This is a genomic window from Dyella sp. GSA-30, from assembly GCF_027924605.1.
GTDB lineage: Bacteria > Pseudomonadota > Gammaproteobacteria > Xanthomonadales > Rhodanobacteraceae > GSA-30.
Genome location: NZ_AP027042.1, coordinates 4,724,218 through 4,737,702 on the forward strand (window position 1 = coordinate 4,724,218; position 13,485 = coordinate 4,737,702).

13 protein-coding genes are annotated in these 13,485 nt (G+C 61.4%); 10 read left to right on the plus strand and 3 right to left on the minus strand.

From position 1 onward, the window contains the following. Nucleotides 1–34 precede the first annotated feature (34 nt). The 4 genes from QMG46_RS20205 to QMG46_RS20220 all read left to right on the plus strand — a co-directional run bounded on the left by QMG46_RS20205 (nucleotide 35) and on the right by QMG46_RS20220 (nucleotide 6,401). A complete protein-coding gene (locus QMG46_RS20205; RefSeq protein WP_281849676.1) occupies nucleotides 35–1,327 on the plus strand; it encodes a TolC family protein in 1,293 nt (430 codons plus the stop codon). Further along, nucleotides 1,324–2,607, plus strand: a complete 1,284-nt coding sequence (locus QMG46_RS20210) for an efflux RND transporter periplasmic adaptor subunit (RefSeq protein WP_281849677.1) — start codon at nucleotides 1,324–1,326, stop codon at nucleotides 2,605–2,607. Before QMG46_RS20205 ends, QMG46_RS20210 begins: the two co-directional genes overlap by 4 nt. Next, nucleotides 2,604–5,753 (plus strand): efflux RND transporter permease subunit, encoded by a 3,150-nt coding sequence (locus tag QMG46_RS20215; protein ID WP_281849678.1) that lies wholly within the window; start codon nucleotides 2,604–2,606, stop codon nucleotides 5,751–5,753. Before QMG46_RS20210 ends, QMG46_RS20215 begins: the two co-directional genes overlap by 4 nt. Nucleotides 5,754–5,867: 114 nt before the next feature. Next, the gene (locus tag QMG46_RS20220; protein ID WP_281849679.1) at nucleotides 5,868–6,401 is read left to right on the plus strand and encodes a nuclear transport factor 2 family protein; all 534 of its coding nucleotides are present in this window, start codon (nucleotides 5,868–5,870) and stop codon (nucleotides 6,399–6,401) included. A 66-nt stretch (nucleotides 6,402–6,467) separates the two neighbouring features. On the opposite strand, the gene QMG46_RS20225 is transcribed toward QMG46_RS20220, so the two are convergent. The 3 genes from QMG46_RS20225 to QMG46_RS20235 all read right to left on the minus strand — a co-directional run bounded on the left by QMG46_RS20225 (nucleotide 6,468) and on the right by QMG46_RS20235 (nucleotide 8,422). Continuing rightward, nucleotides 6,468–7,322, minus strand: coding sequence for an alpha/beta fold hydrolase (locus QMG46_RS20225; RefSeq protein WP_281849680.1), 855 nt, complete (start codon nucleotides 7,320–7,322; stop codon nucleotides 6,468–6,470). 14 nt (nucleotides 7,323–7,336) lie between these two features. Further along, nucleotides 7,337–7,492 carry a hypothetical protein gene (locus QMG46_RS20230; RefSeq protein ID WP_281849681.1) on the minus strand — a complete coding sequence of 52 codons (156 nt, stop codon included), beginning with the start codon at nucleotides 7,490–7,492 and terminating at the stop codon, nucleotides 7,337–7,339. Between the two features lie 99 nt (nucleotides 7,493–7,591). Further along, nucleotides 7,592–8,422 carry a helix-turn-helix domain-containing protein gene (locus QMG46_RS20235; RefSeq protein ID WP_281849682.1) on the minus strand — a complete coding sequence of 277 codons (831 nt, stop codon included), beginning with the start codon at nucleotides 8,420–8,422 and terminating at the stop codon, nucleotides 7,592–7,594. 141 nt (nucleotides 8,423–8,563) lie between these two features. Between QMG46_RS20235 and QMG46_RS20240 the strand changes: the two genes are divergently transcribed. From QMG46_RS20240 to QMG46_RS20265, 6 genes are all read left to right on the plus strand, one after another. Beyond that, on the plus strand, nucleotides 8,564–9,226 hold the full coding sequence (locus QMG46_RS20240; protein WP_281852937.1) for a response regulator transcription factor: 663 nt from the start codon (nucleotides 8,564–8,566) through the stop codon (nucleotides 9,224–9,226). Further along, nucleotides 9,223–10,443: an ATP-binding protein gene (locus tag QMG46_RS20245; protein WP_281849683.1), complete on the plus strand. Its 1,221-nt coding sequence runs from the start codon at nucleotides 9,223–9,225 to the stop codon at nucleotides 10,441–10,443. Before QMG46_RS20240 ends, QMG46_RS20245 begins: the two co-directional genes overlap by 4 nt. A 162-nt stretch (nucleotides 10,444–10,605) precedes the next feature. Then, nucleotides 10,606–11,268 (plus strand): DUF3313 domain-containing protein, encoded by a 663-nt coding sequence (locus tag QMG46_RS20250; protein ID WP_281849684.1) that lies wholly within the window; start codon nucleotides 10,606–10,608, stop codon nucleotides 11,266–11,268. A 10-nt stretch (nucleotides 11,269–11,278) separates the two neighbouring features. Further along, the gene (locus QMG46_RS20255) at nucleotides 11,279–11,902 is read left to right on the plus strand and encodes a paraquat-inducible protein A (protein WP_281849685.1); all 624 of its coding nucleotides are present in this window, start codon (nucleotides 11,279–11,281) and stop codon (nucleotides 11,900–11,902) included. Further along, entirely contained in the window at nucleotides 11,899–12,531 is a 633-nt protein-coding gene (locus tag QMG46_RS20260; protein WP_345781777.1) for a paraquat-inducible protein A, read from the plus strand. Before QMG46_RS20255 ends, QMG46_RS20260 begins: the two co-directional genes overlap by 4 nt. Next, nucleotides 12,528–13,331, plus strand: a complete 804-nt coding sequence (locus QMG46_RS20265; protein WP_281849686.1) for a hypothetical protein — start codon at nucleotides 12,528–12,530, stop codon at nucleotides 13,329–13,331. Before QMG46_RS20260 ends, QMG46_RS20265 begins: the two co-directional genes overlap by 4 nt. Nucleotides 13,332–13,485: the final 154 nt, after the last annotated feature.

Sequence of the window (13,485 nt, forward strand, 5' to 3'; positions counted from 1 at the left end):
GCACGGCTCGTATCGATTTGCGTTCGGAGTGCACATGAATTCCCGTTCCTACCAAGCCCACGTGCGGCGCGCACGTCATGGGCGATGGCTTTCGGCCGTCGCCGGGCTGCTTGTTTTATCCGCCCTGCCCGTCTCGGTCGCAGGCCAGACATTGACGCTCGATGCCGCGGTTCGCCAGGCCGTTGCCGAGGCACCCCTGCTGCAAGCGCGGCGCGATCAATGGACCTCGGCGCGTGAAGAAGCCGCACGGGCCGGTGCGCTCCCGGACCCACAGTTGACCGTCGGTATCGACAACCTGGCGACCCAGGGTTCCGGCGCCTATACCGCCGGCGGCGACAGCATGACGATGCGCAGCATTGGGTTCAGTCAGGTGTTGCCATCGCGCAGCAAACGTCGCGCGGAGCGTGCATGGGCCGATGCCACTGCCGATGTTGCCGCATCATCCGTTCAAGTCACCGACCTGGCGATACGGCAGCAAACAGCGCAGGCCTGGATCAGCGTCTGGGGCGCTGCGGCCGAACAGGTCATGCTCCGTCAACTACGCGACGAATGGGCACTCGATCTTGCCGCTGCGCAAGCACGGTTGCGCGGCGGCTCGGGCAACGCGGGCGACGTACTGGCGATTCGTACACAGGCGCTGGACCTGGACAATCGCCTGGACGACGCTCAGGCACGCGAAGCACAGGCACGCGCCCAGCTGGCACGTTGGCTAGGCACAGCAACGGAAAGTGCAGTTGCCGATGCGCCCGACTTCGACCGTGTGCCTCATGATCGACACACCCTGCTCGATCACATCGACGATCAAGGCGAACTGTTGGGTTGGCCGGCGCGCGAACAAGCTGCCCAGGCCGCCCTGGCCGAAGCACAGGCCGCCAAACATCCCGAATGGAGCCTGGGCGCGAGCTATGGCGCGCGTACGCGCGGGCTGTCCGACATGCTGACCGTGCAGGTCGGTGTGAGCCTGCCGCTGTTCACGCGCAATCGCCAGGATCGTGGCATCTCCGCAAGAGCCGCCGAGGTGGATGCCGTGCAGGCGCAACATGAAGACGCGCGCCGTCAACAGATCGCCACGGTGCAATCGGCCTGGTCGCAATGGGAGGCTTTGGGCCAACAGGTGCGTCGCCATCGCGAGCAATTGCTTCCGCTTGCGCACGACCGCGCCGCGCTTGCACTGGCCGCCTATCGCGGTGGCGCGGATTTGCAGCCACTGCTGGAAGCCCGACGCGACGAACTCGCCCACCACCTGGACTACCTGCGCATGCTGGCCGACTACGGCCGCGCCTGGGCTGCCCTGGCCTACCTCATGCCCGAAGGGAGCACACCATGAAACGCGTCTTTTTGTGGAGCCTTGCGCCGTTGTCCGTCGCAGCCCTGATCGGCTCGGGCTATTTGCTCGGCAAGCAACAACGCCATGCGGATGTGCCCAGTACGCAGATGGGTGCCACCGACCAGCGTGTGCTGTACTGGTACGACCCGATGATTCCCGCCGAGCATCACGATCGGCCCGGCTTGTCGTCGATGGGCATGACGATGATCCCCAAGTACGCCGGCGCCGAAGGCGAATCGAGCGGTGTACGGATCGACCCAGGCACGGTTCAGAACCTCGGCCTGCGCACGACACGCGTGACCAGGCGCGTGCTGACGGAAGCCATTCGTGCGCCCGGCACGGTGAGCTGGGATCTCAACGAAGCGGGCGTCGTCAGTGCACGCGCGGATGGCGTGATCACCCGACTGATCGTGCGCGCTCCATATACGTCGGTGCCAGCGGGTGCTGCGCTGGCGGAGCTGACAGCTCCAGTCTGGAGCAGTGCAGTTGCCGAATACACCGCGCTCGGCCAGGCCCGATCAGCCGATGCGCAAGCCTTGCACGGCGCTGCGTTCGAACGCCTTCGCGTGCTCGGCCTCGAACCCGGCGACCTGCGCTCGGTGGGCCGTAACGGCGCGGTGACGCTGCATGCGCCGCAAAAAGGTGTCGTCACTACGATCGAAGTGCGCGAGGGACAGCGCGTCAGCGCCGGACAGACGTTGATGACGATCAACGGCCTGGACAAGGTATGGGTGGAAGCCTCGCTGCCACAGGCTGCGATGGCTGCGGTCCAGGCCGGCAGCCCGGTATCGATCAGTATCGATGCCCGGCCTGGGCAGATCTTTCAGGGCAAGGTGGAAACACTTCTGCCCGATATCGATAGCACTACACGCGCCCAGCGCGCGCGCATCGTCGTGAACAACGCCGATGGCGCGCTAAACCCAGGCATGTTCGCGCATGTCACGTTGAATCCGGCGCAAGGCGATGCTGTCCCGGTCATACCCGACGAAGCCTTGATTACTACCGGCGACCAGATACGCGTCGTCGTGCAGGAAGACGACGGTCACTTCCGTCCCGTAGTGATTCATACCGGGCGCTCCGCAGGAGGCTATACACAGGTCACCGAAGGACTGCGTGAGGGTGAACGCGTCGTCACCTCCGGCCAGTTCCTGATCGATTCGGAGGCGAGCCTGTCAGGCGCGCTGGATCGTCTGGATCACACGTCCAGTTCATCGACGCCAGCCACAAGTACCACGGCTTCGATGCCGATGAACGACACCCCGTCGGAGCGCATGCCATGATCGGTGGTCTGATTCGTCTCGCCATCGCGCATCGCTTTCTGGTCCTGATCGCCGCGCTCGCGTTGACCCTGGCTGGCGTGTTCGCCGCCCTGCATACGCCGATCGATGCATTGCCGGACCTGTCGGATACCCAGGTGATCATTCGCACCAGTTGGGCCGGGCAATCGGCGCAGGTGGTCGAAGATCAAGTGACCTATCCGTTGGCCACCACCATGCTCTCGGTGCCCGGCGCCAAAGTCGTGCGTGGGTATTCGTTCTTCGGCGACTCGTACGTCTACGTGCTGTTCGACGACAGTACGGACTTGTACTGGGCGCGCTCGCGCGTGCTGGAATATCTCAGCCAGGTTCGTGACCGCCTTCCGCCAGGTGTCAGCCCTGCCCTGGGACCCGATGCCACAGGACTCGGCTGGATCTACGAGTACGCGCTGGTCGACCGCAGTGGCCATCATGACCTGGGCCAGCTGCGTGCCCTGCAGGACTGGTTCCTTCGTTATCAACTCAAGACCGTGCCCGATGTGGCCGAAGTGGCAAGCCTGGGCGGCATGGAGCGCAGCTGGCAGATCGTTCCCGATCCGCAGGCACTCGCGGCCCATGGCGTCACCGTGCAGCAACTGGTGGACGCGGTGCGTAGCGCCAACGGTGCCAATGGCGGATCGGTACTGGAGCAAGGCGAAGCCGAGCTCATGGTACGCAGCGAGGGCTATCTGCGTACCACACAGGACTTCGAGCAGGTACCGATCCTCGCCAATGTTGCAGGCATTCCGGTGCTCGTGCGCGACGTAGCCACCGTGCGCAGCGGCCCCAGCTTTCGCCGTGGCGTGGCCGAACTGGACGGCCAGGGCGAAGTCGCCGGTGGCGTCGTCGTACTGCGCTCCGGCAAGAATGCGAAGGCCGCGATTACTGCGGTCAAGCAGCGTCTGACGGAACTCAAGCGTAGCCTTCCTGCTGGCGTGGAGATCGTGCCGACGTACGACCGCTCCGGGTTGATCGATGCGGCGGTGGAGAACCTGCGCGGCAAGCTGCTGGAAGAATTTGCCGTGGTTGCACTGGTGTGCGTGCTGTTTCTCGGTCATCTGCGTTCCGCGCTAGTTGCGGTGATCACGCTTCCGCTGGGTGTGCTGGCGGCATTCCTGGTGATGCGGCTGCAAGGCGTATCGGCCAATCTCATGTCGCTAGGTGGCATCGCCATCGCCATTGGCGCGATGGTCGATGCCGCCGTGGTCATGATCGAGAACGCACACAAGCATCTGGAGCATTGGCGCGAGGCGCACGATGGACAGGAACCTGGTGGGAGCGAACGTTGGCGCGTGATGGCCGACGCCGCGGCCGAGGTCGGTCCGGCGCTCTTCGTCAGTTTGCTGATCATCGCGCTCTCGTTCATTCCCGTGTTTGCGCTGGAAGGACAGGAAGGCAAGCTGTTCAAGCCGCTGGCTTTCACCAAGACCTATGCCATGGCTGCGGCGGCCATCTTTGCCGTGACGCTCGTGCCTGTGCTGATGGGTTGGCTGATACGTGGCCGCATTCGCGCCGAGCGCGACAACCCGATCAACCGCATCCTGATCGCACTGTATCGCCCGATACTGGACGCTGTGCTGCGCTTTCCGAAAGCCACGTTGATCCTTGCCGGCGCTCTCTTGCTGAGCGCCGTGCTACCGGCGGAACGACTGGGCAGCGAGTTCATGCCGCCGATGGATGAGGGGACCTTGCTGTACATGCCCACCGCGTTACCGGGGTTGTCGGTCGGCAAGGCCTCGCAGTTGTTGCAACTGACCGATCGCATGATCAAGACCGTGCCGGAAGTCGATCATGTCTTCGGCAAGGCCGGTCGCGCGGAGACGGCGACAGATCCGGCGCCGACGGAGATGTTCGAAACCACCATCACCTTCAAACCGCAAAGCCAATGGCGGCCAGGCATGACCATGAACAAGCTCAAGGCCGAACTGGACCGGGCGGTGCATGTTCCGGGCCTGACCAACCTGTTCGTGCCACCGATCCGCAACCGCATCGACATGCTTGCCACCGGCATAAAGAGCCCGATCGGCGTCAAGGTACTCGGTACGGATCCGGCAACGCTGCAAACCGTTGCCGATCGGATAGAAGCCGTGGCCCGTAACGTTCCGGGTGTCCGCTCGGCCATTGCCGAACGCGGCGCCAGCGGACGATACGTGGATGTTCGCATACGGCGCGATGACGCCATGCGCTACGGACTGAGCCAGCAGCAGATCCAACAGCTCATCGCTACCGTCGTCGGCGGCGATCCCATTGGTGAGGTTGTCGCCGGGCGCGAACGCTATCCCATCGTGGTGCGGTATCCGCGAGAGCAGCGCGATTCGGTCGCGGCACTAAGTGCATTGCCGATCGTCGCAGCCAACGGCGCACAGATCGCGTTGAGTCAGGTCGCAGATATCACGCTCAGCGCGGGCGCACCGATGCTGAAGAGTGAGGACGGCCAGCTGGCGACCTACGTCTATATCGATACGGCAAGCAGCGATCTGGGCCGCGTGGTCGCTGACCTCCAGAAGACTGTCGCGCAGCAAGTGCAGTTACCCCCCGGGGTGACCGTCGCCTGGTCGGGCCAGTTCGAATACCTGACGCGTGCCATGGAAAGACTGCACTATGTCGTTCCGATAGCACTGGCCATCATCTTCGCCCTGATCTACCTCGTCTTCCGTCGGGCCGGCGACGCCATCCTGATCATGGCCAGTGTGCCGCTCGCCCTGGTGGGTGGACTTTGGATGATCTGGCTGCTCGGCCATGCCGTGTCCGTCGCATCCGTGATCGGATTTATCGCGCTGGGCGGTGTCGCCGCGGAGTTTGGCGTGGTGATGCTGTTGTATTTACGCCACGCATGGGAGCAACGGTTAAGTCGCGATCCACGCGCGGGCGTGGATGCACTCGACGACGCGATCCGCGAAGGTGCCGTGCAGCGTGTGCGACCGAAGGCCATGACGGTTGCCGTCATCCTCGCCGGCCTGTTTCCGATCCTGCTCGGACATGGGGCGGGCTCGGAAGTCATGCAGCGTATCGCGGCCCCGATGGTGGGGGGCATGCTCACCGCGCCCCTTCTCTCCATGCTCGTTTTACCCGCGGCGTTCCAGCTCATGATCCGTCGCCGCTTACGCAGGCAAGATTCGACAGCCGACTGAGGCATGACCACTGTCTGTTTTTTCTGGATCGTCGATCCCGAAAGATTGGATAGTGGTCATCGTTGGCCAAAGCTACAGTAACTGCCTTCATGCCACGCATCACCGAGAAACTACATGTCCCGAAAGCTCACGATACTGTCGATGATCGCCATGCTACCGTTGGCGCTGTCTCCCGCGATGGCGCTCGACATCCCTCCTGGCGCGGCGAAACACGAAGTATCCGCCGAGGATCAACGGGCCATCAGGGACCTGCTTGCAACTTACACGCGCGCAGTCAGCACCAGCGACGAGGCAGCATTTGCCAGCATTCTTCTCAACGAACAGATCCCGTTCTTCTCGACCGATGGACTGGCGCGGCGGGATGCCTCCCAGCCACCGCCCGATACGAGGCAGTACCAGGATTTTCGCGACGCGGTTTTTCGCAGCCACCAGCACCTTACGCAACGCTTTTACAACGTACGCATCGAGCAGGATGGCGAGCTAGCTGCCGTCTCGCTCGACTTTGTCACCTTGCTTACTGGCACACAGCGCGGCAGCTATGGCTGGAAAACGCTGCAGCTGATCAAGGTGGGCGGCACCTGGAAGATCGCGAGCGAGTTCTATTCGGCCTATTCGCTGCGCCCGTCCAATGCGGCACCCGGCAAGTAACCGGATGTCGCGACCGTCCCGTTACAACATCACCGTGCACGCGGTTATCAACTGCAGGTCCCGGACTCAGGCGCTGACCTGCCAATGCCGGCGCAACTCCACGTTGAATTCCAGCCAGCGATCTTCCGGGAAAAAGATACGTGCATCCTTCAGCTCGACACGGCGTGTCGTGCCCGGAATAGTCTCGGCCAGCCAGTGGGACCATTTGACATCGAAATAGATGTCATCGGTCCCCCACGCAATCAACGTAGGCACGTTCAGCTCACGCAGCTTCGCCTCGATCGCAACCGTTTGACGGTTATCGAAAGCACCGACGAAACGTTCCAGTTCGGCGAGCCGCTGTGCGTTATCCAGGAAGGGTCGTAGATAGCCTTCGATCACTTCATCAGGCAACGCTTGCGGGTGTTCGTAGGCCAGCCCCAATGCCTCGGGAGCGCGATAATTCGCCTTGTCGGCGAGCATGGCCTCGATCGCTCCACGCAAACCGCCGGCTGCGACCATGGCGACGAATGGTTTGAATGCCTCGGGCGGCCAGTTGTCGTGCGTATCGCCATTGGTCAAGGTGAGGCTGCGCAGATAGTGCGGATAACGTGCGGCGAATATCTGTGCAATACCGCCGCCGCTGTCGTTGGCAACCAGGTCCACCTTTTCGATGCCCAATGCATCGAGGAATTGCTTGAGCATCTCGACGTTGTCGTTGAACGAAACGCCCTGCCCTGGCCCCGCGCTGGTATCGCCGTGGGCCAGCAAGTCGGGGGCAATACAACGCCGACAGTCCGAGAGGTCTTGCAACTGGTGCCGCCAGAGTTGTCCGTTCAACAGCACGCCGTGCACGAATAGCGCCACGGCTCCGGCACCTTGTTCCCGGTAGCTGATGAGTCCCGACGGCGTCTGGATGGTCCGCTTGGCGAATGTGGTCATATTTCCGTCCATGATTAGCCGATCCTCGGTGAAGCGGCGGCGCTGAACGATTCTTTCAGCTTGGTCGCGCATTCCTCGCAACAGACTTCGACCGTCTTTCCGCCCAGGGTGACGGAAATCGCATTCTCGTCCAGTTCGTAATCACATGCCGCACATGTATTTCCACTCATGGCCTTAGCCTCGATAGCCCCGACATCCGGGTAGGGCTATTTAGTCAGGCGGCCTGTGCCTGACGCTGTCAGAATCTTTAGCGACTTGAGGCCATGGGCCTAGCGGCGGAGCGCCGCCTGCCGGAATTCGGTCGGGGTTCGGCCGTAGGTCTTCAGGAACGACGCGCTGAAGTGGCTGTGGCTGCTGAAGCCGAGTTCGAGGCTCAACTGGCTGAGATCGTCGTACTGGCCCAGCAAGTCCAGCGAGCGGGCCAGACGAAGGCGCAGTTGATAGCGGTACAGCGGCACACCTTCCACCTGCTGAAATACCTGGGTCAGGTATACGGGTGAGACGCCGACCTCGACCGCTATGTCGGCCAGTGTCCATCGCCTGGAAAGATCACTGGCCAGGATCAGCTTGGTGCGGTCGGCCAGCCGCTGGCGACCCGCATTCGCGCCGGCCGTATGTGTCGTGCGCGAGCCGAGCGCGCGCTGTGCGAGCGTCAACGAAAGGCTCTCCGCCTCCAGTCGCTCAGCGACGCCCTCACGCAGACTGTGGCGCAACAACGCCACCAGGGCCTGGGCTCGCGGGTCGATACCCAACTGCTGCTGCCGAAACGTGAAGGCGTTCTTGTCCCAGGTCAGCGTCCTGGGCGCCAGCTCCCGCAGCAATGCCTCATCCAGTGCAAGCGTCAAGCTCGCGTCTCCTCCCAGCACCGGGTGGCTGATCTGGTAACCCTGCCCGGCATTGAACAAAAGAACCTGGTTGGATTCGGCAACCGCCTGGGACGCACCCACATGCCGCAGGTAAGTACCGCGATAGGGAAACACCAGGTAGGTCCCGGTGGTGCACTCCTCGTCGCTCTTGTGACGGCACGCTCCACTGCAATAAACATCCCTCACCGTCACGGACGGCGTTTCGAGCAAGGGATGGACAGTGAGATCGGACATCTGGCCTCTCTACGTGACCTTGCGCCGCCCTCGGCGGGCCTGAATTCACGTCAGGTGCCGAGTATCGCCCAGTGAGGCATTAATCAAAAGCTAACGTCTCTGGAGCATGCTTTCGACACCTGCATGTTCAAGAGCCTGCCCGTGTACCTACTGTTGGTGGAAGACGATGCGATGCTGGCCGAGGCCATCTGCGATGGTATTCGGCAGCACTCGTGGGACATCGACCGGGTCGGCGACGCGCTCGCGGCAAGGGCCGCGCTTGTCGATCATCCCTACGCCGCCGTTCTGCTCGATATCGGGCTGCCCGGGGATTCGGGGCTTACCGTGCTTCGCTTCCTCAGGGAGCGCTACGACACGATTCCCGTCATCGTACTGACGGCCCGGGGACAGCTCAGCGATCGAATCCGCGGGCTGGACGCGGGCGCCGACGACTACCTGATCAAACCGTTCGAACTGGGCGAGCTGCTGGCCCGGGTCCGCGCGGTCACGCGCCGAAGCGAGGGGCAAGTCGTGCCTCTTCTCAGCTACCGCGATGTGGTGCTCGATCCGGTCAAGCGAAGAGTCACCAAAGCCAATGAACCTGTCGCGCTGAGCGCGCATGAGTATCGCGTCCTGCTTGCCTTGCTCAAGCGCCCCGGTCACGTCGTGACACGCGACGATCTGGAGAAAGCCATTTACGGCGACAGCGCCGCCGTAGGGAGTAATACGGTTTCGGTGTTCATCCATCAATTACGACGAAAGCTCGGCGACGACATCATCAACACGGTTCACGGCCATGGCTACACCATGGGGGGAGCGCCATGAGATCCTTGCAATGGCGCATGCTCGCCGCACTGGTCCTGGTCATCATCCTCACATGGATGATATCCATCTCCATGCTCGTGGCTTACCTCTCCTCGGGCCAACAGAATTTCTGGCAAGCGCATCTGCATTCTCTGGGAGATACGCTTGTCAGCGGACTGCCGGACTCGTGGCTGCCAAAATCCGGCGAGCGCGCCGCCGATAAACATCCGTCCAATGCGGCATCACCGGCACCGGCAGGTTCGGTTCGGGACATCACACCTACCGCACCTGTTCCGTCATCGTCGAACACGGCCGAATCTGCGGAACCCGCCGGCCTCCTCACCGCCATGCTGCTCAATACCATCGAGCTTGCCATCGTCGGCATCCTGATGTGGTTGGCCGTCGTGAAATCGCTGCGCCCGTTGAAGGCGATCTCGCTGGAAATACGCAGCCGTAAGGTCTTCGATGCCGAACCGCTGCCCGCAGACAAGGTCCCCGATGAACTTCGCCCGTTGATCCTGGCTTTTAACGCCTTGCTCAAGCGTGTCGAAGATGCCATGCGTGTGGAGCATCAATTCATCGCCGATGCCGCCCATGAGCTACGTACGCCGCTTGCCGCGCTTCATGTACAGGCGGAGGTCGCGTTTCGCGCGGAGACCATCGATGGAAAAGACGATGCCTTGAGAAAACTCCTGGAGATTTCCAATCGCAGTCACCGACTCGCGGAGCAACTGCTCGATCTCGCCCGAATGGAAGGTGGCCTGCACGCGACAGGAGGACATTCCACCGATATCTTTGCCTTGTCCAGGCATGTGATCGACGAGTTCAGCATGCAGGCGCGAAAGAAAAATACGCTGCTGACCTTGTCCGGCTCGACATGCCTGGTCACATGCGACATCGACGAGATCGGCATTCTCATCAGGAACCTGGTAGACAACGCGATACGACACGGTCGCGACGGTGGCTCCGTTGAAGTGCGCTGCGGCCATACCTTTCGCGACAACGGCCGCCGCCCGCTGCTGGAGGTAAGGGACGACGGCCCCGGTGTTCCAGAAGATGAGCGCAAGGCGATCTTCGCCCGCTTCTATCGGGCGGCGGGCACGGTCGCTCGCGGCAGCGGCATAGGCTTATCCCTCGTCGCAGGCATCGCCGAACTTCACGGCGCGACTGTTGAGACCGGCAAAGGTATCGACGGAAAGGGATTTGCCATCCGCGTTGTCTTTCCGCAGGAAGGCTGAGCGTTCTTTCGCTGCAGACTTCGTGCGTGTTGTTTTGAACCCTAATCAATTCTTAAAAACAACTCCCTAGCATCGAAAACAAGAAGTCCAGAAATTGCTGGCTTTTTGCATCTTCGATCTGTCGACGGATACCCCGTCGACGACTTTTTATAGGAAGGGAGTATGACCATTCATTTCAAGACGCCTTGTTTCCTGCTGCTTGGCGCCGTCGCCATCCTAAGCGGATGCGCGACCACTCAGCCGACGGCTTATCAGGGACTCGATTCATCGGAATATCTGCGTCCCAATGAGCAAAGTCGACGTGGTCATGAGCCATACGTCTACAACACATCGGTCGACTGGAAGCGTTATTCCACTTTCATCATCGAGCCCGTGAAGATCTACCGCGGCCCCGACAACCAGTTCGAGAAAGTATCCGAGGAAGGCAAGCAAGAGCTGGCCAACTACATGCACGAGCAGTTCGACGAAAAGCTCCGTCAGAAATACACACCCGTATCGAGCCCCCAGCAGGACACCCTGCGTATCAAGATGACACTGACCGGCGCCAAGCCGACCAAGCAATTCATCGGCACGGTGATGAAGATGGATCTCGCTGGCGGCCCCTACAACGCAACGCAGGCGGTTCGTGGCCGCGAGGGCGCCTTCTCGGGATCAGTGAGCTATGCCGTGGAGATCTATGACGCAACGACGAATCGCCTGCTCAAGGCGTATGTCGACAAGCAGTATCCCAATGCGATGAATATGAAATCCACCTTTGGTTCGCTTACCGCATCGAAGACCGGCATTCGCAAGGGCGCCGACAACCTGCTCGAGAACTTACAATAAACCGTTCGCCATGAAAGTTCTCTCCAGCTTGATCGTCTGCCCGCACTGCGATGCCGTCTATCGACGGCCCAGCCTTGCACTTGACCAGGTGGCACGCTGCAGTGAATGTCATTCGGTGATATGTCGCTCCAACCGGCTCAACATCGAGGGCTGGTTGGCGTTGACGGTGACATCGGCAATCACCTTCATCATCGCCAATGCGTTCCCGGTGATGAGTGTCGGCCTGCAAAACTTCCGCAACGATGCCACCTTGTGGGAAGCCACCACGTCCCTGGTTCAGGGCGGATGGGCACCGATGGCGGTCCCCGCCATGCTCATGGCGATCATGGCGCCGCTTGCACAGATCGTGCTGCTTGGCTGGGTGCTGGCGTTCGCGTGGCATGGCCAACGAGCACCCGGGTTCCAGCACAGCATGAAGCTGCTCGTCATGTTGCGCCGATGGAACATGCTCGACGTCGCCTTTCTTGGCGTCATGGTGGCGGCGATCAAACTGTCGAGCATGGCGGAAGTGGCGATTGGCCCCGGCATGTGGGCCATCGGCGCGCTGCTTTGCCTGACTGCGCTCACCGCAAACGGCGATCTCCTGTGGTTGTGGGATGCGACGGAACGCAAGCCGCAAACGGTGGATCCATGATGACCGGGATCCAGCGCGCGCAACATCTAGGCGTCATCGGTTGCCGGGTTTGCGGACTTGTCGTGGCGCCCGCCGGACACGAGAGCGATCAACGCTGCCCGCGCTGTCGATCTGTATTGCGCAGCCGCCACGCACGAAGCATCGAGCGCACCTGGGCGCTGCTGTTCGCCTCGATGATCTGCTACCTGCCCGCCAATCTGCTTCCCGTCATGGAGATCAGTTCACTCGGTCATGCCGCGCATCTTTCTACCGTCATCGGCGGTGTGATCGACCTGTGGCGCGACGGTTCGTATGACGTCGCGCTGGTGATCCTGGTCACCACCGTGGTCATACCGTGCGCGAAGTTCTTTGCACTCTTTTTCTTGCTGATGTCGATTCAATTCGGCTGGTCCTGGGCGCAGCGAACCCGATCCCGCCTCTTTCATCTGCTCGAACTAGTCGGCTACTGGTCGATGCTCGACGTCTTGGTGGTGGGGCTGCTGGCCAGCCTGGTCAAGTTTGATGCATTGGGTGGCATCGAGCCCGGGCCCGGCATCTTCTTTTTCGGTATATCCGTCGTCCTGACGATGCTTGCTGCACACAGCTTCGACCCACGGTTGATCTGGGACAGCGAGAAAGGTGGCGCATGACGCAATCTCACTGGTTTCTCTTTCCCAAGCTCTACCATCAGCCGCCGCTGGACTGGGACGCCCTCGAGCGCTGCCTGCTGGACGATGAGGCGACTCTCCCTGCCAGAGGCGAGGACGTCGCACGCGATGATATCCGCGACCTGGCGCACTGCCTTCGCCACACCGGTTTTTTCCCGGGGGAGGCACTGGAATGGATGCGCTCGCCGCGCGACCTGATCGAGTTTTTCAAGATCAATGGAGCGCTGCCGGCCAATATCACGATCGATGCCAACCTGGGTATGACCGAGACCGTGGCGAAACTTCAAGAGCACGGCGTCCAGGTCGATCGTTGCTGGCGGTCCATCGAGGCGCAGTGGAGTGACACGTCAGGCACTCGCTATGTCCTGGGCCCGCGAGCAAGACGTTTTTTTGTCGACGACTTTGCGTGGGAAGGTGCAAGGAGAACCGTAGCCCTGTCTCTGCTGCAATTCCACAAACGCCCTTTTCTCTCGATCGGCAGAAACCTGAAGTCGCCCATGCTTCCTGGAAGCGACCAGGTACTGACGGAACTCAGCCCCTATGGCTGCCATAGGAAGTTCATCCGGGCGGCGAGTACGAATTCTCAGGCAACCTGGATAGACCCAAGGACCCAGGAGGCACACCACATTCTCGATCTCGACTGGCAGGGCACGTTCGGGATAGGGCACCAGACGGTGATGATCGAGGGCAATGGTGGCGATGGGTTTCCGAAGAGCCTTGCCGATTTTCTTGCGAAGGTCATCGGCGAGCCGATGATTGTGGCGACTCGGGAGCTTTTGTAAGGAAGCTGGGGCACTTCAGTTTTCCCTATCGTCATCCCGGCGCAGGCCGGGACCCATTCCTCAGTCTTGGCTGGTCAGACAGCCTGTTGCAAGCATCTGCGCTGAGGAGTGGATTCCGGCCTGCGCCGGAATGACGAATAGGAAAGGTTTCTAG

Coding starts and splice junctions, on each gene's coding strand:
- QMG46_RS20245 (WP_281849683.1), top strand. CDS start 9,223: ATGAGATCCTTGCAATGGCGCATGCTCGCCGCACTGGTCCTGGTCATC.
- QMG46_RS20225 (WP_281849680.1), bottom strand. CDS start 7,322: ATGACCACATTCGCCAAGCGGACCATCCAGACGCCGTCGGGACTCATC.
- QMG46_RS20235 (WP_281849682.1), bottom strand. CDS start 8,422: ATGTCCGATCTCACTGTCCATCCCTTGCTCGAAACGCCGTCCGTGACG.
- QMG46_RS20205 (WP_281849676.1), top strand. CDS start 35: ATGAATTCCCGTTCCTACCAAGCCCACGTGCGGCGCGCACGTCATGGG.
- QMG46_RS20260 (WP_345781777.1), top strand. CDS start 11,899: ATGATGACCGGGATCCAGCGCGCGCAACATCTAGGCGTCATCGGTTGC.
- QMG46_RS20250 (WP_281849684.1), top strand. CDS start 10,606: ATGACCATTCATTTCAAGACGCCTTGTTTCCTGCTGCTTGGCGCCGTC.
- QMG46_RS20230 (WP_281849681.1), bottom strand. CDS start 7,492: ATGAGTGGAAATACATGTGCGGCATGTGATTACGAACTGGACGAGAAT.
- QMG46_RS20220 (WP_281849679.1), top strand. CDS start 5,868: ATGTCCCGAAAGCTCACGATACTGTCGATGATCGCCATGCTACCGTTG.
- QMG46_RS20265 (WP_281849686.1), top strand. CDS start 12,528: ATGACGCAATCTCACTGGTTTCTCTTTCCCAAGCTCTACCATCAGCCG.
- QMG46_RS20215 (WP_281849678.1), top strand. CDS start 2,604: ATGATCGGTGGTCTGATTCGTCTCGCCATCGCGCATCGCTTTCTGGTC.
- QMG46_RS20255 (WP_281849685.1), top strand. CDS start 11,279: ATGAAAGTTCTCTCCAGCTTGATCGTCTGCCCGCACTGCGATGCCGTC.
- QMG46_RS20210 (WP_281849677.1), top strand. CDS start 1,324: ATGAAACGCGTCTTTTTGTGGAGCCTTGCGCCGTTGTCCGTCGCAGCC.